Here is a 19,068-nt window from a genome sequence, read left to right on the forward strand (position 1 = left end):
TGCAATCCACGCTGAAGCCGCAACCGGGCTCGGTATTTTCCTGCATTGCCGGCGCAGTCATTTTTGGCCGCTTCGGAAGCTTTTGCATTGCTCATTGCCTATGGCTGTTCCTCAACTTGTGCGTCCGCTGGTGCGGCCTTTTACGGAGTTTTTTCGGCGCGAAGCTGCCGGCGGCATCATGCTGATGGCCAGCGCCGTGCTGGCGTTGCTGCTGGCCAATACCAGCTGGGGACCGGCCGCCTACTTTCCGCAGATCTGGGAAAAGCACCTGAAACTCTCGCTCAACGGTGTGGTACTCGACATGAGCTTGGCGCACTGGATCAACGACGGGCTGATGAGCGTGTTTTTCCTGATTGTGGGGCTGGAAATCAAGCGCGAGGTGATGGAAGGCGAGCTATCCGAATGGCGGCAGGCGGCCCTGCCGATTGCGGGGGCGCTGGGCGGCATGCTGCTGCCGGCGCTGCTCTACTTCCTGGTAAACCGCGGCCTGCCCACCCAGAACGGCTGGGGCATCCCGATGGCCACCGATATTGCCTTTGCGCTGGCCGTGCTGCAACTGCTGGGGCCGCGCGTGCCGCTGGGCCTCAAGGTGTTCCTCACGGCTCTGGCCATCGTCGATGATTTGGGCGCGGTGCTGGTTATTGCCGGCTTCTACACCACCAACCTCGACCTGACCTACCTGCTGCTGGCGCTGGGCACGTGGGCACTGTTGCTGAATCTGAATTTCCTGGGCGCGCGCAGTCTGGCTATTTACCTGCCGCTGGGCGTGCTGCTCTGGTTTTTCATGCACCAGTCGGGCATTCATGCCACGCTGGCGGGCGTGCTGCTGGCGCTGGCCATTCCGGCCCGCATTGGGAAGGGGCGCCCCGAAATCCTGCTGATGCTGAACGACCGGCTGGGCATGCTGCAGCACGAGGTGCACGGGGCCGAGGCCAATCCGCGCATCATCAGCGAGGAGCTGGAGTACCTCTCGGACGCCATCAGCTCGCCGGCCCAGAAGCTGGAGCAGCGCCTGCACTCGGTGGTGGCGTTTGGCATCATTCCGCTGTTTGCCTTCGCCAACACCAGCCTCATCATTGATGCCGGTGTGTTCGGGCAGCTGCTTTCGCCGCTGGGGCTGGGCATTCTGCTGGGGCTGGTGGTGGGCAAGCCGCTAGGAATCGGGGCGCTGTCGTGGCTGAGCGTGCGGCTAGGCTGGGCCTCGCTGCCGGCCGGCGTTACGTGGCGGCACCTGTGGGGCGCCGGCGTGCTGGGTGGCATTGGCTTCACGATGTCGTTGTTTATTACGCTGCTGGCGCTGGGCGAGCATTCGGCCGGCGAGCCGGTGGCCAAAGTGGCCATTTTGAGCGCCTCCTTTATATCGGGCACCGTGGGCTTCCTGCTGTTGCGCAGCGCGCCGGCCGCTCCCGGCGCCTGACGCTGACGGAGGCCCACAGCCCACATCCTCCATTTCCTAGCTACCTTTGCAACTATTGCCGCCCCGCGCGGTTTTACGTGTCAGGCCGAACAGATTCGGCCGACTTTCTCCCGCTTGTCTCCAAGTCTTTCAAACATGGCTGAACAACTCACTGCCCCCGCCGGCCCGGTTTCCATCTACGCCGAAGCCTCGCCCAATCCCGAATCCATGAAGTTCGTGCTCAACGCCCAGCTGCTGGCTGATGGCGTAAGCGTGGACTACCCCAACCTCGAAGCCGCGGCCAACTCGCCGCTGGCCCAGGAGCTTTTCAACTTCGATTATGTGGGCCGCGTGTTCATCGCCCAGAACTTCGTTACGGTCACCAAAACCACCGACCACCAGTGGGCCCAGCTCATTCCCGAGCTGCGCACCTTCCTGAAGTCGTACGTGGAAGCCAGCGGCCCGATCTTCACCGTCGACCCCGCTGCCGAGCAGAAAGCCGCCCAGCAGGCCGCCGCCAGCGGCTCGGCCAACTCGTCGGAAGCCGACCAGCAGACCAGCCAGAAAATCATCGACCTGCTCGATAACTACGTGCGCCCCGCCGTGGAGCAGGATGGTGGCAACATCACTTTCAAAAGCTACCACGAAGGCATCGTGACCGTGAACCTGCAGGGTTCGTGCTCGGGCTGCCCTTCGGCCACCGTCACGCTGAAGTCGGGTATCGAGAACCTGCTCAAGCGCATGGTGCCCGAGGTGAAAGAGGTAGTAGCCGAAGGTATTACGGCCCAGCACTAAGCTGCTTCAACCTGAAGAAATCAAAAGCCCCGAGCCGGTTGGTTCGGGGCTTTTGCGTTGATAAATGGCTGCCTCCAGCCCGGTCAGGACGTCTGCACCCTGACCGGGCCCCACGAGCGGCGCAACGGAGCCGTCGGGCAGTCCTGGCTTCCTCTCCGAGCAGGACTGGGGAGCCATACCCCGCTACAGACGGGGTTTGAGCGTGAAGTTGCGGGCCACGTTGAAGCCGAAGTAAATGTCGCCGTCGAAGAAGTTGCCGGTGGTCTGGGTCAGGAAATGCCGCTCAATCATGCCTTGCGAGTTCGTAACGTGTAGCTGGAACACGTGCCCGCCGGTTTCGATATCGAAGCCCGCGGCCAGCGCGTTGCGGGTGCTGGGGTCGGCGGACGTGGGCAGGCGGTAGTAGTATTCCAGCATCAGGGCGGTGCGCTTGCTGAGCTTTTGGCGGCCCGACATGCCCAGCGCGTACACATCGTTGTGCTGCTGGCGCGTGTCTACCAGGTTGCGGTGCACCACGGTGGGGCTCAACTGCACCGACAGGCTGGGGCTGAACCGGCGCGCCACCAGCGCCTGCACCGTGTAAGTGAGTCGGCGCGGCAGCGTGTGGTCGAGGCCATCGAAGTAGCGCAAGGAGGTGAGGGCCGAGCTACCAAACAGCGTGACACTGACCGGCATGGCGTGCAAGCCGGTGGTTTGGCGCAGCGCCCGGTATTTCAGGAAACCATCGTAGGTTTTGTCCAGCGAACTGCGGCCGATGCCCACCGTCAGGCGGTCGGTGGCGCCGTATTCCAGCCCCAGCCGGATGGTGGCTTGGTCGAGGCCGAAGAAGTTGTAAGCCCCGCTGTTGAGCGTGCCGAACCGGTGCGAAATCAGGAACACCAGTGTGCCGCCGCCCGGCGTTTCCACCGAGTGCCCGTTGATGATGCGTGTGCCCTTAAACGTGGCCGCCACCAGCTCGCGCCGCAGCGTGTCGGTGGTTTGGCGCTCCAGGTCGCCGAGCAGGTCAGGTGGGGGCGGGGTATTCTGGGCCTGCAGGTGGGTGGCGGGCAGCCAGCCGGCCAGCAGCAGCCAGCCCAGGCAAAAGCAGAAGCGGGAGAGGAGTGGCATAAGCGCAACAGCAGACAGAGGAGCAAATCAGGGACGGGCCGAAGGAACCGGCGCTCCGGCCGTGGCCGCTACGGCCTCGCAGCTCAGGTCCAGGCGAACCTGCACCACCTTGGCAATATGGTCGCGCACCAGCGCCGGAATGTCAATCTGGTAGTCGGCCGGGGCTACATTGAAGGTGGCCAGCACCCGTAGGCGGCCGTTTTGCAGCTCCAGCGTACCGGGCACCTGCACATGCCGCGTTACTCCGTGGATGGTAAGGTCGCCTTCAGCCGTCACGGGCCGGGCGCCGCCGGCCCGGAGGGCTTCCTCGTCCAGCGCCAGCAGGCGGCCCGCAAACGTGGCCCGCGGGTAGCGGTCCGATTCCAGGTAGTTTTCATTGAAGTGCTCCTGCATCAGGGTGCGCCGAAACTGAAACGACTTCACCGGAAGCGAAAAGGCTACCTGCCGGGTGTTCAGGTCGAGCACGGCTGCGGTTTGCTGCGAGCGGGCCTCAATGTCTTCGAGTGGGCTGGCCGAAAAGAAGGACAGCAGGCCAGTCCGCGTCTGGAAGCGGGCCTGGCCGGCAGCCAGGTGCGGCAGCAGCCCCAGAAACAGCAGGAGCGCCGGCCCCCAACGACCGGCAATACTTGGCAGGCAGTTTGGCATGAGCAGGAGGTGCGTTAGTTGTTGAGGGCTCCGGCATCCACCCAGCGCCGGATATGGTCGATTTCACAGTCGCTGAGCTTGGGGCCACCCTGCGGCATGGTCTTGTAGCCGGGCGCGTGGCTCACCACCCCCACCAGCAGGCCGTTGCGGGCCACGGCCTGCACCTGGGCATGGGTTTCCAGGCTGACATTGCCTTCCCGCGCGACGTTGTTGTGGCAGACCACACAGCGCTGCTGCAACAGCGGGGCTACCACGGCCGCGTAGGTATTGGCCGCCGGGTCGCAGGCGGGGGTGGGCGGGACGTTGCCGAGCAGGTCTTCGGTGTTTTCGGAGGCGCAGGCCGCCAGCACCAGAAGCCCCAGCATCAGCCACCGCCCCGGCAGAGCAGCGCGCACGGGTTGCTTGGTTTTCATCGTTGTCGGGAGGAAAAGAAAGACCGGAAGAGAGGAGCCGCTGGCTAGGCCAGCCGACGGGGCAGTTGCGGCAAAGACGTTTCAGCAGGCCCTTGGTGGGCCGCTATTCGTGTAGTTCGATGATGGTCAGTTGCGCTCCGCTTCAGGGCCGGGCGGCCAGCAGCCCATACTTGAGGCCCACTGCCAGGCCGGCGCTCCGCAGCTGAATGCGCCCAAAGCCCACGCCTCCCAGCGGCAGCTTCACAAACGGCTCGGCCTGCGCTGCCCAGCGCCCGCCCAGTGCCCGCTCACAGCCTACCGACAGATTGAGCACGCTCAGCACATGGTTGCTGCCGCGCGCCAAACTCCAGGTGCGCTCCAGATACTGCCCGTTGAGGCTGTAGTCGTAAGTGTATTGCTCGTTGCGCATAAGGAATGACGAAAGGCCGGCGCTGGCAAACAGCGAGTACGTGGGTTGGGGCCGCACTTCGTAGCGCACATCCAGCGGAATCTCCACGATGCGGCAGTCGGCCTCTATTCGGTCAACGGGGATGCGCCAGGTCCAGTAGGAGGCGGGGGGGCGGTAGTCGGAGCCCCGGGCCTCGTATCGTTTCATGCTATACAGCACGCCGCTACGCACCCGCCAGCGCGGCGTCAGCCGGTACTCGGCCACCAGCCCGGCCGTCAGGCTGGGCCCGGCCAGCTGCCGGGGCCTGACGGCCGCCAGCTCCGGAGCTACTGCCACCCCCAGTAGCAGCCGGTACACAGGTTTCGCCGTGATAGAACGAGGCTGGATGGAATCGGCCGCAACAGCGGAAGCGGGTGGCAAGGCCGCCACCGGCTGCATCCGGCCGGAGTCCTGTGCGGCTATTAGTGGGGTAGCTTGTGTCGCGGTCGGTGAGTCAGAAAGCACAGTAACCGCAGGCTCTGCCACCGTCGTAGGTTGCCGCGCCCCGGCCTGGCTACTGGGTTGATCCTCCCGCTTGGTGGCCTGCCAAGTCATACTATACGGCCGGCCGGCTGCCAGATATTGCAACGGCAACTGCCGGCGTGTGGCAGGCTGCTGTGGCTGGCCGGCAGAAGCTGCGCGGGGCAGAGCCAGGGCAGAATGGCTATTGCGGCCAAGCATTTCCGCCGCTGCTGCCGGCAACCGGGAAACTGCCGCGGCAACTGGCTCCAAGCGGCCGGAGCGCCGGGCCACAGATTTCGCCTGCTGCTTACCCAGCACAGAAACCGGCACGGAGGCTGGTATTGCAGCCAGAGGTTCCGGCCGCGCCGGACGCCGTTTTTGCAGCAGCTGCTGGCTTTGCCAGCCGATCATCAGAAAGCCTAGCAGCAGTATTTCCAGCAAAAAAAGCTCGGCTACCCGATGCCGGACCTGCTGCTGCACCTGCCGCTGCTGGGCGGCGGCAACCAGCTGGTTTTCCAGCTGCTGCCACGCACCAAGCGGCAGCTCGTCGGGGTACGCCGCGGCGCTGCGCCGGGCCAGCGCGTCCAGCTCTTCATCCGACATGAGTGGCGTACGCATGGTGGTGGCTTCTTTTGAGCGAGGCACGCAGGTGGGCCCGCGCCTTTGACAGATTGGATTTAGACGCGCCCACCGAAATGCCCAGCTGCTCGGCTATTTCCTCGTGGGAGTAGCCATCGATGGCGAACATATTGAACACGGCCCGGTAAGCCGGTGTCAGCTGCCCTACCACGGCCAGCAGCTCCTCAAAGGAGAGGGTATCGAGCGGGGAGTGGCTGTCGTCGGGGTAGAAGGGCGCTACGGTTTCCAGGTCGGTCTGGAAAGCGTGGCGCATGCCGGCCCGAAACCGGTCGATGGCCGTGCGCACTAGGATGCGCCGCATCCAGCCGCGCCAGGAGCCGGCCAGGTCGGGGTAGCGGGCAGCATCGAAGCGCGGCAGCTCCTGGAAAATCTTGAGGAAGCCGTCATTTACGGCTTCCAGGGCAGTGTCCCGGTCGTGCAGGTAGCGCAGGCACACGCTCAGCGCGTAGCCGTAGTATTGCACGTATAGCTGGCGCTGGCAGCTGCGCTCCTGCCGCTGGCAGCCTGCCAGCAGGGGCATAAGTAGCGCAGAATCCAGGTCAGGACGAGCCACGGCAGAGAGAGGAAGTACACCAGCCCACTCGGCCGGCCTCTTGGAAAGGTTGCCTGAGCTTCAGGAATTTACACAAAAAAAGTCCGGCCAGAGGGCCGGACTTTTCAAGCAAATGGGAAGTGGCATGGGGCACGCACTGCGTGCTCCCGGTGGCTTATACCTGCGCCGTCGAGAGTTTCGGGGCGTCGGTGCCGTCGCCGATGTGCGTCGACATATCGGTGCCCCGCTCACGGGCCTCTTTGCGGCCGTAGGTGTCGAGGATGATCGGCGTGGCAATGAACAGCGACGAGTACGTACCGAAGATCATGCCCACGAGCATGGCAAACGAGAACGAGCGTAGCGTTTCACCCCCGAAGATGTAGAGTACGGCCACCACCAGGAATACCGTGGTGAACGTAATCATGGTACGCGAGAACGTGGAGTTCAGGGCCGGGTTGGCTACCTGCGCAAACGTCAGCTTCGGGTTTTCCCGCAGGTACTCGCGGATCCGGTCGTAAATAACCACGGTGTCGTTCATCGAGAAGCCGATTACGGTAAGCACGGCGGCCACGAAAATCTGGTCCATCTCGTAGTTGAGGCCGAACAGACGGGCAATCGGGTAGCAGGCAATTACCAGCAGCGCATCGTGGAAGAGCGCCACTACGGCGGCCATCGAGTACTGCCACTTCTCGAAGCGGAACAGTACGTAGATGAAGATGCCGAGCAGCGTCAGGCCCAGGCTCAGGACCGAAGTACGCTTGATGTCGTCGGCGATGGTGGCACCTACTTTCGAGGTCGACTTAATAACCGGGGCATCGGCGGCGAAGTCTTTGGTGAGCTCCGAAACCATGGCAGCTTCCACTTTTTTGTCGGCAACTACCGATTCGTCATCGGCCAGGTAGCCGGTGGTGATGCGCAGACGGTTTGGGGCGCCGAAGGTTTTTACCTCTGTACCAGCCCCCTGGAAAGCCCGCTCCACCAGGGCGTCGTGCACCTTGGAAGCGTCCATGTCCTTATTGAAGTCCACCACGTAGGCACGGCCGCCGCGGAAGTCAACGCCCAGGTTCGGGCCGCCCTGAATGGCCATCAGCACGAAGCCTACTACAATAACGATGGTCGAGAAGGCGTAGGCCCACTTGCGCTTGCCCACGATGTCGAAGTTGACACCCTTGAACAGCTTGCGCGACAGGAAGGTCGAGAAGGTCATGCTGCTCTTCTCCTTGCCTTTCACCAGCCACTCGATGATGAGGCGCGAGATGAACACGGCCGACAGGAACGAGGTGAAAATACCGATGAGCAGCGTTACGGCGAAGTTCTGCACCGGACCCGTACCGAAGATGAACAGAATCAGGGCGATGATGAGCGTAGTAACGTTGGAGTCGAAAATGGCCGAGAAAGCGCGCGAGTAACCTTTGTTGATGGCGTCGTGCAGGCTCAGGCCGTGGTCCAACTCTTCCCGGATCCGTTCGAAGATCAGTACGTTGGCATCCACCGACGAGGCAAACACCAGGATCAGACCGGCAATGCCGGGCAGCGTAAGGGCGAAGGAGAACTGGGCCAGTACGCCCAGAATCAGGAAGCCGTTGAACAGCAGGGCAGCATCGGCCACCAGACCGGCGCGGCCGTAGTACAGTGCCATGAAGGCCATGATGATGATCAGACCGGCCAGCGACGAGTAAAGACCCTGGTTGATAGCCTCCTGGCCCAGCGACGGACCTACTACGGCTTCTTCCACGATGCGCGTCGGGGCGGGCAGCTTACCAGCTTTCAGTACGTTGGAAAGGTCCTGGGCTTCTTCGATGGAGAAGTTGCCCGAAATGCTGGTGTTGCCACCGGCAATTTCCGACTGCACCACTGGGTCCGAGTACACGTAGTCGTCGAGCACGATACCCACCTGACGGCCGATGTTGGCGCCGGTCAGTTTCTGCCATTTCTTGGCGCCCGAGGGGTTCATGGCCATGCTCACTTCGGGGCGGCCGCCCTGGTCGTAGTCCTGGCGGGCATCAGCCACCACTTCACCACCCAGCGGAGCCTCTGTGCCGGGCTGCTTGCGGATGGCGTTCAGCTTCAGGTATTCCTTGCCTTCGATGGTCTCCGGCTTCACGCTCCACAGGAACGTCAGGTTAGGCGGCAGAATGGCGCGGGCTTCGTCGGAACGCAGGATGGTGTTCATGCGGGCCGTGTCCTGCACGTTTACGCCCAGTTGGCCGGGCACCGGCATCGTGAACAGGCGGGCCAGTACCGAACCCTGCTGCGCCGTGGCGGCGGTATCGGTCTTAGCGGCCGTAGCGGCGTTTTTCTTGGCCAGCTGGCTGGCCAGCGAGGTCGAGTCGCCGGTGGCGGCGGCCGTAGCAGTATCGGTGGCGGCGGCTACGGTGGCGGGCTTGGCGGTGGTAGCGGTTTTCTCTTTGGCAATCAGAGCCTGGTCGAGTTGCTGCAGGTAGGGGCCGAACTCATCCTGGCGCCATACTTCCCAGAACTCCAGCTTGGCCTGGCCTTGCAGCAGTTTGCGCACACGGTCGGGGTTATCCACGCCGGGCAGCTCCACCTGAATGCGGCCCGTGCCTTTCACGCGCTGAATGCTGGGCTGGCTGGTGCCGAACTTGTCGATACGGGTCCGCAGGATGTTGAACGAGCGGTCAATGGCTTCTTCCACTTCCTTGTTGATGGCACCGATTACCTTCTCGTTAGTCGAGTTGATGTCGATGCCGCGGCTCTTGTTGGTGGTGTTAGCGAAGATGCGGGCCAGGTTCTGGCCGGGAGCGGCCGTCTGGTACGCCTGCGCGAAGAGGGTCGTGAACGGCGTCGAAGGGTTGGCCTTCTGGGCTTCCTGCGCCTGCTCCATGGCCTGGTTGAACTTGGGGTCTTTGGAGTTGCCGCTCATGGCGCGCACAATCTCCACCGGCGACACTTCCAGCGTCACGTGCATGCCGCCTTTCAGGTCAAGGCCGAGGCCCAGCTCCGACGAGCGCACGTCGCGGTAGGTATAGTCAACGCCGAGCAGGCTGGTTACGGGCGCGCGCCACACCGAGTCGAGGTAGCGCTGGCGCAGTTTCTGGTCAACCTGGCCGCCTTTGGTGGCATACACCACGGCGTCGTTCTGCACCCGCCGCGAAATGAACGTGAAGGTCAGAAAGTAGATACACAGCGCCGACACAATGATGGTCAGCGCAATGATGAGTCCTTTATTACGCATGTTTAATGAATTGATGAGCTGCTTCTGGATGTGCTGATGTGCCCGGAGTCTGCTGTGGCTATAGGTGGCGAGGAAATGTCCGGCAACTGCCGGCAAAGCACGGATGCGCTTGCGGTATGGCTGGCCCGCATCAGCTCCGGGAACACAGCACCACCGCTCACCAACCTATCAGCGTCGCCGCTAGGGAGCCTGCGGCGAAAGCGACGCCACCAAAAGGCGGGCACGGAACACGGCCGCCGGCCGGATGCCCGCCAGGGGGCGCGGCACGGCCAGCGCCCGGCGCACGGCCGGCAGCCAGCTTTGCGGAGCGGGCCAGGGCAGCCACGCGGCCAGCTCGGGCGCCGTGTGCAGCACCAAAGGGCCGGTGGCTTCCAGCGTTACTTTCTGCTTCACCACCGACACGCGCAGCGGCTGCCCGATGCGCGTGGTTTTGCCGGCCGGCACCCGGAAGGTGGCCACGGCCTGGTGGTTCAGCGACAGCACAAACAGCACGGTGGCTGTGAGCAGCGCAAAACGCACGCGGGGCAAAAAGTGGGAGAAAAAGGGGAGCATGAAAAACCTAAGAGCTACAAATATAGCCAAACCGGCCGGGCGAGGCAACGGCCGCCGGGTATTCAGGCAGGCCGGCATCCTGGGGCGCCAAAAAAAGAGCCCTGCCGTGTGGCAGGGCTCTTCTATGTCAGGCTATGTCAGGCCGGAAGGGCGTTAGCCGTTGATGGCGGCTTTGCTTTTCAGGAACGACACCAGCACATCCAGGCCCCGGTCGAAGTGCCGGTTGTTGGGAATCACGATGTCGGCGTCCTGCTTGAAGGGCTTGATGTATTTCTCGTAGGTGGGCGCCACGTGGTTGGTGTAGCGGTAGAGCACGTCCTCCAGGTCGTAGCCGCGCTCGTCCCGGTCGCGCACGATGCGGCGCTGCAGCTTCACATGCTCCCGCGCATCAATGTAGACCTTCAGGTCGAGCAGCTTGGCCACTTCCTCGAAGTAGAACACGAAGATGCCTTCCACTACTACAATAGGAGCCGGCTTGAACACCAGCTCCTGCGGCACCACGCCGGGGTTGTTGAACGTGTACTCGGGGCGGCGCACCTCCAGGCCCTGGCTGATGCGCAGCACGTCGGCGGCGTAAGCGGCCGAGTCGATGCTGGATGGCAGGTCGAAGTTGGTAACGCCCTGGGCATCCACCGACTGGTTTTCGCGCGGGTGGTAGTAGTTGTCCTGCGAAATCAGGCAAATTTCTTCTTCGGGAAACGAAGCCAGCAGCCGGCGCAGGAAGGTGGTCTTGCCGGAGGCGCTGCCGCCCGTGATACCGACGATGAAAGGATGTTGCATGGTGTGGGAAAACGGCCCGTACTGGCAGGGCCAACCCTGCAAAAGTAAGAAATTAGGTGATGAGGTGATGAGGTAAGTGGTAAGTAAATGGTGACAAGCGACAGATGCCAGTGAAGAGTATACGGCAACACGTAGCGCTTTTCAGCACCTGTTACCTGTCACTTGCCACCTGTTCCCTTGTTCAAAAACGCCACCAGGCCGGCCACGGCCCGCGCCCGGTGGCTAATCTGGTTTTTCTCGGTGGTGGTCATTTCGGCAAACGTGCGGCCGTCGCCCTCGGTGGGCTGGAACACCGGGTCGTAGCCGAAGCCACCGGTGCCGCTGAGCTGCTCGGTAATGCGGCCTTCCACGGCACCTTCAAACTCGTGCACCACGCCGCCGGGCAGCACAAGCGCCACCACTGTCCGGAACCGGGCCGAGCGGTCGGCGTGGCTGCGCAGCTCCGTCAGCAGCTTCTGCACGTTGTCTTCGGCCGAGCGCTGGGGCCCGGCATAACGCGCCGAGTACACGCCGGGCGCGCCGCCCAGCGCCGTTACCTCCAGCCCCGTGTCGTCGGCGAAGCAGGCCACGCCATAGTGTTCCCACACGTATTCGGCCTTCTGGCGGGCGTTGCCGGCCAGCGTGTCGTGGGTTTCGGGCAGCTCCTCGTGGCAGCCGATGTCGGCCAGACTCAGCAGCTCGGTGCCGGCGGGCAGCAGCGGCCGGATTTCATCGAGCTTGTGAGCATTATTGGAAGCAAAGCAAAGGCGCATGGGGGGAATGGCTTAATTGTTTGATGGGTAAATGGCTTGATGGCTGAACACCTGGCCACGGTCCGGCGCAAAGGAAAAAGAAACAACACAAAAAAAGCCGGACCAGCCGGCTACAAGCAATTTTAAACAATTCAACTATTAACCCACTCACCGAAACATCGACTTGATGCTGCCCCAGGAGCGCTGGACGGCGCTGGGCGTCTGGCCGAGGGTGCTGGTGTACTGCTGGTCGCCGGTGGTGGTGCGCACGTTCAGGCGGTAGATGAACGGTCCGCCGCCCTGCGCGCCGCGGTACACGTCGGTGTCGAGGTACTGATAGCGGCCCTGTCCGGTGGGGGCGAGGGTGGTGAGGCGGTTGAAGCCGGGGTCGGCGTTGGTTTTGCGGTACAGCTCGTAGCTCTGCACGCCGCTTTCACTGGCCACTTCCCAGGTCACGCGCACATTATTGCTGTCAAATACGGCCTGAAAGAGCGTAATGGTAGCACCCATCGCCAGCGTAGTGCACAGGAGCAGGAACAGCAGCAACAGCCGCGTAGCTTTGTGGGGAAGCATGGGGGAGAGTGTAATAGGTAGGCTGATAACAGATAGGTAAGGCAGGGCTTCAAAAATAAACAAATTCCGGTAGCTGAGGCAGCCGGATACCGGAATTGCAGAAAAGAGCCGGATAAGCTTTTGAAAGTTGCGCGTAACATGTACTTTTGCAGTCCCTTCCGCAAAATCGGCAGGCAACTAGGCACAAACGGTATTCCGACCATGAAAAAAGACATCCACCCCGAGTACCGCGAAGTGGTATTCCAGGACAGCTCCAGCGGTTTCAAATTCGTTACCCGCTCGACGATGAACTCCAACGAGACCATCACAATGGAAGACGGTAAGACGTATCCCGTCGTGAAAGTGGAAGTTAGCTCGGAGTCGCACCCCTTCTACACCGGCAAAAACGTTCTGCTCGACACGGCTGGCCGCGTAGAGAAGTTCATGACCCGCTACAAGAAGAAGTAGTTTTCTGAGTGCCTGGTGCTTAGTGCCTGGTGCTTCGTACAACTGATTTTCTAAAAACTCCTGCCGGCTCGCCTGGCAGGAGTTTTTTCTTTTCTGCCCACCTTTGCAGCTTGTTACTCGCTGCGCCTGGAACGCTGGCTTAAGCCAAGCACCAGGCACCAGGCACTAAGCACTAAGTTTCCATGCACGTTCTGCTCTTCGACGATCCGGCCATCCGGCCCCATCTGCTGCCCTTCACGTTTACGCGCCCGGTGGCGGCGCTGCGCTGCGGCATCCTGACGCTGGCCGAAAAGTGGCAGATACGGCTCGGTGGGCAGCCCGTGGGCTACCTCACCGAGCCGTATCTGCAGGCCAAGTACCCAGCCGGCGCCACTGCGGGCCCGGCGCTGGTCATCAATGGCGCCATCTGCCCCGATGACGTGCTAGTGCAGCAGGTGCAGGCTCTGGCCGCCGGCGAGGCGCTGTTCTGCGACGAAACGCTGGTTGCGGCCCACCTCGCCGATGCCACCCAGGTAGCCGAGCTGATTCAGGAAGGCTTCCAGAAAACCCGCGACGTAGTCGAGCCCATTACCATTATCCGGGAAGTGTGGCACCTGTTTCTGCGCAACGGCGCCGAAATCCGCCGCGACTTCGACCTGCTGACCAAAGGCCGCGAGTCGGCACCCGTCGGCGACGCGCATACCATTGTGTACGCGCCGGAAAACGTGTTCATCGAGCCCGGTGTGAAGATTCGCGCTGCCATTCTCAACGCCGAAAACGGCCCGATTTACCTCGGCAAAAACTCGCAGGTGCACGAAGGCGCCATCATCAGCGGGCCGCTGGCGCTCTGCGAAGGCAGCCACATCAATGCCGGCGCCAAAATGCGCGGCGACAACACCGTGGGCCCGTTCAGCAAGGTGGGCGGCGAAGTCGGCAACAGCATCCTGCTCGGCTATAGCAACAAAGGCCACGACGGCTACCTCGGCAACTCGGTGATTGGCGAGTGGTGCAACCTGGGCGCCGACACCAACACCAGCAACCTCAAAAACAACTACGCGCCCGTCAAAATCTGGAGCCACTCGGCGGGCCGCTTCGTGAACACCGGCCAGACTTTCTGCGGCCTGATGATGGGCGACCACAGCAAGTGCGGCATCAACACCATGTTCAACACCGGCACGGTGGTGGGCGTGGGCGCCAACATCTTCGGGGCCGGCTTTCCGCGCACTTTCATTCCAAGCTTCAGCTGGGGCGGTGCCGCCGGCTTCGAAACCTTCCGGCTGCCCAAAGTGGCTGAGGTTGCGGAGCGCGTGATGGCCCGCCGCAGCCTGGCCTACGACCAGGTGGAGCAGGACATCATGCGCCACGTGTACGAGCAAACCGTGAAAGACCGGGTGTGGGAGCGGACTGCCCCCGCCGCGCCGGTTGGCGGCACGGAGCTGTAGTCAGGCCCGGCCCGCGTGGCGCACGATGGTGCCATGCGGGCCGCCGCCGTTCCAATCAACCAAGCCCACCGCGCCCCCCCCCAGTTCCATGCGTTTCTCCGACATTCCTGGCCAGCAACAGGTGAAGCAGCTGCTCGTGCGCAGCGTGCAGCAAAACCACGTGGCGCACGCCCAGCTGTTTCGCGGGGCCGAGGGCTCGGCGGCGCTGCCGCTGGCGCTGGCCTTCGCGGCTTTTCTGAACTGCGAGAGCCGCACGCCCGACGCCGACGATTCCTGCGGCCTGTGCCCGAGCTGCCAGAAAATCGACAAGCTCATCCATCCCGACCTGAACTTCATCGTGCCCGTCACGACCACCAAGGCCGTGGCCAAGGACGCTACCAGCAGCAAGTTCATGGCCGACTGGCGCACCTTCGTGCTCGACAGCCCCTACCAGGGCCTCAACGACTGGATGCAGCACATCGGGGCCGAGAACAAGCAGGGCAGCATTTCCAAGGAAGAAAGCCTGCAGCTGCTGCGGCTTGTGAGCCTCAAGGCCTTTGAGGCGCAGTACAAGCTGGTGGTGATCTGGCAGCCCGAGCTGATGCACCCGGCCGCGGCCAACGCCGTGCTCAAGCTGCTGGAAGAGCCGCCCGCGGCCACGGTGTTTCTGCTGGTCAGCCACGCGCCCGAGCAGCTGCTGCCCACCATCATCAGCCGGGTGCAGCCCGTGGTGGTGCGCCCGCTCTCCGAGCAGGACCTCACCAACTGGCTGCGCGACGAGCACCAGGTGCCCGAAGTGAAGGCCCGGCAGCTGGCCCAGCTCGCGGAAGGCAACCCCGGCGCCGCCCTGGCCGCCCACCACGCCGCCGCCACCGACCACGACTACTTTGCGCTGTTTGCGGGCTGGATGCGCACCTGCTTCAGCAACAAAGTGAGCGAGATGCTGGAGCGGAGCGACGAATTCCAGAAGCTAGGCCGCGAAAACCAGAAGGAGTTTCTGCAGTACGCCCTCACGCTGCTGCGCAAGGTGCTGCTCTTCGGCCTCGATCCGCAGCTGGTGCCGCACCTGTCCACGCAAGAGCAGCCGTTTGTGCAGGGCTTCAGCCGCTTCGTCACGCCCCTCAACGCCGACCCCATCACCCGCGAGCTGAACGAAGCGCACTACCACATCGAGCGCAACGCCAACCCCCGCATGGTGTTCGTGGATGTGTCGCTTCGGATGGCTACGCTACTGAAAATGGCCACCTAGAGCGAATAGAGGCGGAAAATACAGTTTGCTAAAAAGGTATAGCTGCCGCTAAAACCGCTATAGCCACCCGCCCAAACCAGCCGCACCGTACCTTTGCCAGACCTGCCGACGGGCCGGCGTCAATGTCGGCGCAGAACCGGACATAAAGCTGCTGCGCATCGCAAGCTTACACGTTTACTTTCTAATTCAGAATTCTTACTTGAAAAAGCCCATTCGCATTGGCACCCGGGGCAGCAAGCTGGCGCTGTGGCAGGCCCACCACGTAGCGGCTTGCCTGGAGCAGGCCGGCCTGGCTTCCGAAATCGTCATCATCACCACCAAAGGCGACGTGGTGCTGGACCGCTCCCTGGATAAAATCGGGGCCAAAGGCGTGTTCACCGAAGAGCTGGAAGTGGGCTTGCGCACCGGCCACATCGATATTGCCGTGCACAGCGCCAAAGACGTGCAAAGCACCATCCCCGACGACCTGGAGCTGCTGGCGTTCATGGAGCGCGAGCAGGTCAACGACGTGGTGGTGAGCTTCCAGCCCGATCTGGATCTGCGCAAGCCGGGCCTCGTGCTGGGCACCAGCAGCACTCGCCGCAAGGCTATGCTGCGCCGTTTTTTGCCCAACGCCAGCACCGCCGAAGCCCGTGGCAACCTCCAGACGCGCCTGCGCAAGCTCGAAGAAGGCCAGTACGACGCGCTGGTGCTGGCCTACGCCGGCGTGCACCGCATGGAATACGACCACCTGATCCGGCACGTGCTGCCCGAAACGCAGTTTGTGCCCGCCACCGGGCAGGGCAGCGTGGCCATTGAGTGCGCCCGCACCCTGGAGCCGGCCCTCAAAACCGAGCTGCACCGCATCCTAGACCACCCGGCTACCCACGTGTGCCTGGCCGCCGAGCGGGCCTTCCTGCGCACCATGGAAGGCGGCTGCAGCATCCCCAGCTTCGCGCTGGCCACCCTCAGCTCCGATGGCGCTGTGGTGCACTTGCACGGCGGCCTCATCAGCCTCGATGGCGGCAAACTGCTGGAAGAAGCCCAGACCGCCGACGCCAGCCAAGCCGAAGCGCTGGGAATTCGCATTGCCGAAAGCGTACTGGCCCGCGGCGGCCAGCAGATTCTCGACGAAATCCGCCGCGAAAGAGACGCGTAGGCACTGCTTTCACGAATCTGTACTACATAAAAAAAAGGCCTCGTTTCTGCACAGAAACGAGGCCTTTTTGCTGAATAAGTATCGGCAGGCGCTAGGCGGCCTCGCGGCGGCCCCGGCCAAAGAGTGCGTACAGAATCAGCGCGAAAATGGCGCCGCTGGTATCGGCCAGCATGTCCTTCTGCGCATCCCAGATGTCGCCCTGGCTGCCCAGGAAGGCGGCACCGGCGTTGCCGCCGGCCACTTCGGCGTACACCCACTCAATCAGCTCGTAGGCCATGGCCACGGTGCCGATGACGCACAGCGGAAACAGGTAGCTGATGGTGCGGTTGCGGATGGTGCCGTAACTGTCCGTCAGCTCGATGATGGCGTAGGCGTAGAAGCCCACCGAGAAGTGCGCCACCCGGTCGTACATGTTGCGCTTGAAGCCAAACAGGTTGTTGAACCAGTCGAACGGCACTTTCTCGAAGGTGTAGTGGCCGCCCACGGTGTGCATGAACAGCAACACGCTCATCAGGGCGTAGGCCAGGTTGGAGAAGCGCGTGCCGCGCACGTACAGCACCGCCAGGGCTAGCACAATCAGGAAAATCGGCACGTTTTCGGCCCACCAGGTGCCGCGCTCGGCCGGGTTGATGCCCAGCGCCACAAACTCAATCAGGTAGATGGCCAGCAGCAATTTCGGAAACCAGTGGGGCGGCGGCGGCGCGAGGCTGGGGGTAGCGGTAGGGGGTAAGGCAGTCGTCATGAAAAAAGAGTGAGAGGGAAACTGGCGCCTCATACGCCATTGGCGGCATTAGGGAGGATATTCGCGGAAAAATATATTCGGGGTGTGCCCACAGACGGGCGGCCTGCAAACCGGGCGGCTCTGCGTCAAACCCCTTACTTTCGCCTTCTCAATTTCATATCCTTCCTGTTTATGCGTTTCGCTTCCCGTTTTTCGGTTTTGCTTGGGGTGTTTTTGTTGCTGCTGGCGCCGGCCCTCTACGCGGCCAAATTCCCCAAGACCAGCAAGAAAGATCAGCTCGTCACCATCAGCACCTCGCTCGGTGATATCAAGGTGGTGCTCTTCGATGCCACACCCAAGCACAAAGCCAACTTCCTGAAGCTGGCCGAAAGCGGCTTCTATAACGGCACTACCTTCCACCGCATCATCTCCGACTTCATGGTGCAGGGCGGCGACCCCGGCAGCAAAGACGCCGACCCCACCAACGATGGCCAGGGCCAACCCAACGAAGGCACCATCCCGGCCGAAATCCGGCCCGAATTCACCCATAAGTTCGGCGCGCTGGCCGCCGCCCGCCAGGCCGACTTCGTGAACCCCGAGCGGGCCAGCAGTGCCTCGCAGTTTTATCTGGTGCAGAACCACCGCGGCACGCCGCACCTCAACGGCCAGTATACCGTCTACGGCCAGGTTGTGAGCGGCCTCGACATCATCGACAAAATTGCCGCCCAGCCCAAAGACGGCCGCGACCGGCCCCTGACCGACATCAAAATGACGATGAAGGTGGAGAAGCTGAAGAAAAAGAAAATCACGGAGCTCTACGGCTACACCTATTAAGGCCCGTTCTGCGTCCTGTTCCACATTCAGTTGGTAGAGCTATGCGTATTCTCGTCACGGGTTCCAATGGCTTGCTGGGGCAAAAGCTGGTGGCCCTGCTCCGCACCCAGCCCGGCCTAACGCTCATTGCCACTTCGCGCGGGCCCAACAAGTTGGCCACGCTCTACCCCGAGGTGCGCTTCGTGCCGCTGGATGTTACAGATGGCGCCCAGGTGGCGGCGGTGCTGGCGCAGGAGCAGCCCACGCACCTCATCCACACGGCCGCCATGACCAACGTGGATGAGTGCGAGCTAAACCAGGAAGCCTGCTGGCTCCAAAACGTAACGGCCGTCGGGCATCTGGTAGCTGCCTGCGAAACGCACCAGATCCACTTCACCCACCTCAGTACCGACTTCGTTTTTAGTGGCGAAGCTGGCCCGCTGGCTGAGGACGCCGTTCCGGCTCCGGGGAATTTCTACGGAGCCAGCAAGGTAGCTGCCGAACGGCTGGTGCAGGCCTGCCGTGCACCGTGGGCCATTGTGCGCACGGTGCTGGTGTATGGGGTGGCGCACGAGTACGGCCGCACCAACATCGTGCTCTGGGTGCGCGACTCGCTACGGGCAAAAAAGCCCATTAAGGTGGTGAACGACCAGTTCCGGACGCCCACCCTGGCCGAGGATCTGGCCCAGGGCTGCTGGCTGGTGGCCCGGCACCACGCCACTGGCCTCTACCACATCAGCAGCGACGAAATGCTGACCCCGTATCAGATGGCACTCCGGGTGGCCGCCTATTTCCAGCTGGATGATGCTCTGATTGAAAAAGTGGATGCCAGTGTATTCTCGCAGCCCGCCCAACGGCCGTTGCGCACCGGCTTTATCATTGAAAAAGCACGCCGGGAGCTAGGCTACCGGCCCCATTCCTTCGAAGAAGGGATTGCCGAAGTGGCGCGCCAGACGGCGGCCGACTGAGTGGCTGGCCGCCATACAATCATCCTGCCAGCCAGGGCCAGCTAGTGATAAACGCAAAAACCCCGCGGGCAGAACCGGCGGGGT

At 62.6% G+C, this 19,068-nt stretch carries 19 protein-coding genes; 8 read left to right on the forward strand and 11 right to left on the reverse strand.

All coding sequences use genetic code 11. The features are described from left to right. The first annotated feature begins 100 nt into the window (after window positions 1–100). Window positions 101–1,417 carry a Na+/H+ antiporter NhaA gene (nhaA, locus tag N008_RS11850; RefSeq protein WP_044016226.1) on the forward strand — a complete coding sequence of 439 codons (1,317 nt, stop codon included), beginning with the start codon at window positions 101–103 and terminating at the stop codon, window positions 1,415–1,417. A gap of 135 nt (window positions 1,418–1,552) precedes the next feature. Then, window positions 1,553–2,191, forward strand: coding sequence for a NifU family protein (locus N008_RS11855; RefSeq protein ID WP_044016228.1), 639 nt, complete (start codon window positions 1,553–1,555; stop codon window positions 2,189–2,191). A gap of 183 nt (window positions 2,192–2,374) precedes the next feature. On the opposite strand, the gene N008_RS11860 is transcribed toward N008_RS11855, so the two are convergent. The 10 genes from N008_RS11860 to N008_RS11905 form a co-directional block, all read right to left on the reverse strand. Continuing rightward, window positions 2,375–3,298: a DUF5777 family beta-barrel protein gene (locus tag N008_RS11860; protein ID WP_231569693.1), complete on the reverse strand. Its 924-nt coding sequence runs from the start codon at window positions 3,296–3,298 to the stop codon at window positions 2,375–2,377. 27 nt (window positions 3,299–3,325) lie between these two features. After that, window positions 3,326–3,943 (reverse strand): YceI family protein, encoded by a 618-nt coding sequence (locus tag N008_RS11865; RefSeq protein ID WP_052381472.1) that lies wholly within the window; start codon window positions 3,941–3,943, stop codon window positions 3,326–3,328. Window positions 3,944–3,957: 14 nt separating this feature from the next. Then, the gene (locus tag N008_RS11870; protein ID WP_044016230.1) at window positions 3,958–4,356 is read right to left on the reverse strand and encodes a hypothetical protein; all 399 of its coding nucleotides are present in this window, start codon (window positions 4,354–4,356) and stop codon (window positions 3,958–3,960) included. A gap of 142 nt (window positions 4,357–4,498) precedes the next feature. After that, complete coding sequence (locus N008_RS23170; RefSeq protein WP_156109262.1) at window positions 4,499–5,863, reverse strand: outer membrane beta-barrel protein; 1,365 nt, start codon at window positions 5,861–5,863, stop codon at window positions 4,499–4,501. Beyond that, window positions 5,838–6,404, reverse strand: coding sequence for an RNA polymerase sigma factor (locus N008_RS11880; protein WP_044016234.1), 567 nt, complete (start codon window positions 6,402–6,404; stop codon window positions 5,838–5,840). Before N008_RS11880 ends, N008_RS23170 begins: the two co-directional genes overlap by 26 nt. Before the next feature lie 187 nt (window positions 6,405–6,591). After that, window positions 6,592–9,612 (reverse strand): protein translocase subunit SecDF, encoded by a 3,021-nt coding sequence (gene secDF, locus N008_RS11885; RefSeq protein WP_071884526.1) that lies wholly within the window; start codon window positions 9,610–9,612, stop codon window positions 6,592–6,594. Window positions 9,613–9,792: 180 nt separating this feature from the next. Beyond that, complete coding sequence (locus tag N008_RS11890) at window positions 9,793–10,164, reverse strand: hypothetical protein (RefSeq protein ID WP_044016236.1); 372 nt, start codon at window positions 10,162–10,164, stop codon at window positions 9,793–9,795. Window positions 10,165–10,317: 153 nt separating this feature from the next. Next, complete coding sequence (locus N008_RS11895) at window positions 10,318–10,944, reverse strand: uridine kinase (RefSeq protein WP_044016239.1); 627 nt, start codon at window positions 10,942–10,944, stop codon at window positions 10,318–10,320. 158 nt (window positions 10,945–11,102) lie between these two features. Continuing rightward, a complete protein-coding gene (rdgB, locus tag N008_RS11900; protein WP_044016240.1) occupies window positions 11,103–11,696 on the reverse strand; it encodes an RdgB/HAM1 family non-canonical purine NTP pyrophosphatase in 594 nt (197 codons plus the stop codon). Window positions 11,697–11,843: 147 nt separating this feature from the next. After that, the gene (locus N008_RS11905) at window positions 11,844–12,248 is read right to left on the reverse strand and encodes a hypothetical protein (protein WP_044016242.1); all 405 of its coding nucleotides are present in this window, start codon (window positions 12,246–12,248) and stop codon (window positions 11,844–11,846) included. 201 nt (window positions 12,249–12,449) lie between these two features. Here N008_RS11905 and N008_RS11910 point away from each other — a divergent pair, with 201 nt between their 5' ends. The 4 genes from N008_RS11910 to hemC all read left to right on the forward strand — a co-directional run bounded on the left by N008_RS11910 (window position 12,450) and on the right by hemC (window position 16,482). Continuing rightward, the gene (locus tag N008_RS11910; RefSeq protein WP_044016244.1) at window positions 12,450–12,695 is read left to right on the forward strand and encodes a type B 50S ribosomal protein L31; all 246 of its coding nucleotides are present in this window, start codon (window positions 12,450–12,452) and stop codon (window positions 12,693–12,695) included. A 182-nt stretch (window positions 12,696–12,877) separates the two neighbouring features. Next, complete coding sequence (locus tag N008_RS11915; RefSeq protein ID WP_044016246.1) at window positions 12,878–14,116, forward strand: GlmU family protein; 1,239 nt, start codon at window positions 12,878–12,880, stop codon at window positions 14,114–14,116. An 88-nt stretch (window positions 14,117–14,204) separates the two neighbouring features. Beyond that, complete coding sequence (locus N008_RS11920; protein ID WP_044016248.1) at window positions 14,205–15,344, forward strand: ATP-binding protein; 1,140 nt, start codon at window positions 14,205–14,207, stop codon at window positions 15,342–15,344. Window positions 15,345–15,543: 199 nt separating this feature from the next. Next, a complete protein-coding gene (gene hemC, locus N008_RS11925) occupies window positions 15,544–16,482 on the forward strand; it encodes a hydroxymethylbilane synthase (RefSeq protein ID WP_231569695.1) in 939 nt (312 codons plus the stop codon). 91 nt (window positions 16,483–16,573) lie between these two features. Here the strand turns inward: hemC and N008_RS11930 are convergent, their stop codons facing one another. Continuing rightward, window positions 16,574–17,224: a DUF2238 domain-containing protein gene (locus N008_RS11930; RefSeq protein ID WP_052381473.1), complete on the reverse strand. Its 651-nt coding sequence runs from the start codon at window positions 17,222–17,224 to the stop codon at window positions 16,574–16,576. A 171-nt stretch (window positions 17,225–17,395) separates the two neighbouring features. On the opposite strand from N008_RS11930, the gene N008_RS11935 reads away from it, so the two are divergent. Further along, the gene (locus N008_RS11935; protein ID WP_044016253.1) at window positions 17,396–18,037 is read left to right on the forward strand and encodes a peptidylprolyl isomerase; all 642 of its coding nucleotides are present in this window, start codon (window positions 17,396–17,398) and stop codon (window positions 18,035–18,037) included. 41 nt (window positions 18,038–18,078) lie between these two features. Then, window positions 18,079–18,984 (forward strand): SDR family oxidoreductase, encoded by a 906-nt coding sequence (locus tag N008_RS11940; protein ID WP_044016254.1) that lies wholly within the window; start codon window positions 18,079–18,081, stop codon window positions 18,982–18,984. The last annotated feature ends 84 nt before the right edge of the window (window positions 18,985–19,068 follow it).

The organism is Hymenobacter sp. APR13 (assembly GCF_000737515.1).
In the GTDB taxonomy this organism is placed as follows: Bacteria; Bacteroidota; Bacteroidia; order Cytophagales; family Hymenobacteraceae; genus Hymenobacter.

What these genes read in the sequence shown, in the direction of transcription:
- N008_RS11940 (WP_044016254.1), top strand. Translation starts at nt 18,079, where the DNA reads ATGCGTATTCTCGTCACGGGTTCCAATGGCTTGCTGGGGCAAAAGCTG.
- N008_RS11860 (WP_231569693.1), bottom strand. Translation starts at nt 3,298, where the DNA reads ATGCCACTCCTCTCCCGCTTCTGCTTTTGCCTGGGCTGGCTGCTGCTG.
- N008_RS11910 (WP_044016244.1), top strand. Translation starts at nt 12,450, where the DNA reads ATGAAAAAAGACATCCACCCCGAGTACCGCGAAGTGGTATTCCAGGAC.
- N008_RS11865 (WP_052381472.1), bottom strand. Translation starts at nt 3,943, where the DNA reads ATGCCAAACTGCCTGCCAAGTATTGCCGGTCGTTGGGGGCCGGCGCTC.
- N008_RS11920 (WP_044016248.1), top strand. Translation starts at nt 14,205, where the DNA reads ATGCGTTTCTCCGACATTCCTGGCCAGCAACAGGTGAAGCAGCTGCTC.
- N008_RS11915 (WP_044016246.1), top strand. Translation starts at nt 12,878, where the DNA reads ATGCACGTTCTGCTCTTCGACGATCCGGCCATCCGGCCCCATCTGCTG.
- N008_RS11890 (WP_044016236.1), bottom strand. Translation starts at nt 10,164, where the DNA reads ATGCTCCCCTTTTTCTCCCACTTTTTGCCCCGCGTGCGTTTTGCGCTG.
- N008_RS11905 (WP_044016242.1), bottom strand. Translation starts at nt 12,248, where the DNA reads ATGCTTCCCCACAAAGCTACGCGGCTGTTGCTGCTGTTCCTGCTCCTG.
- N008_RS11880 (WP_044016234.1), bottom strand. Translation starts at nt 6,404, where the DNA reads ATGCCCCTGCTGGCAGGCTGCCAGCGGCAGGAGCGCAGCTGCCAGCGC.
- rdgB (WP_044016240.1), bottom strand. Translation starts at nt 11,696, where the DNA reads ATGCGCCTTTGCTTTGCTTCCAATAATGCTCACAAGCTCGATGAAATC.
- secDF (WP_071884526.1), bottom strand. Translation starts at nt 9,612, where the DNA reads ATGCGTAATAAAGGACTCATCATTGCGCTGACCATCATTGTGTCGGCG.
- N008_RS11870 (WP_044016230.1), bottom strand. Translation starts at nt 4,356, where the DNA reads ATGAAAACCAAGCAACCCGTGCGCGCTGCTCTGCCGGGGCGGTGGCTG.
- N008_RS23170 (WP_156109262.1), bottom strand. Translation starts at nt 5,863, where the DNA reads ATGCGTACGCCACTCATGTCGGATGAAGAGCTGGACGCGCTGGCCCGG.
- nhaA (WP_044016226.1), top strand. Translation starts at nt 101, where the DNA reads ATGGCTGTTCCTCAACTTGTGCGTCCGCTGGTGCGGCCTTTTACGGAG.
- N008_RS11855 (WP_044016228.1), top strand. Translation starts at nt 1,553, where the DNA reads ATGGCTGAACAACTCACTGCCCCCGCCGGCCCGGTTTCCATCTACGCC.
- N008_RS11935 (WP_044016253.1), top strand. Translation starts at nt 17,396, where the DNA reads ATGCGTTTCGCTTCCCGTTTTTCGGTTTTGCTTGGGGTGTTTTTGTTG.
- N008_RS11895 (WP_044016239.1), bottom strand. Translation starts at nt 10,944, where the DNA reads ATGCAACATCCTTTCATCGTCGGTATCACGGGCGGCAGCGCCTCCGGC.
- N008_RS11930 (WP_052381473.1), bottom strand. Translation starts at nt 17,224, where the DNA reads ATGACGACTGCCTTACCCCCTACCGCTACCCCCAGCCTCGCGCCGCCG.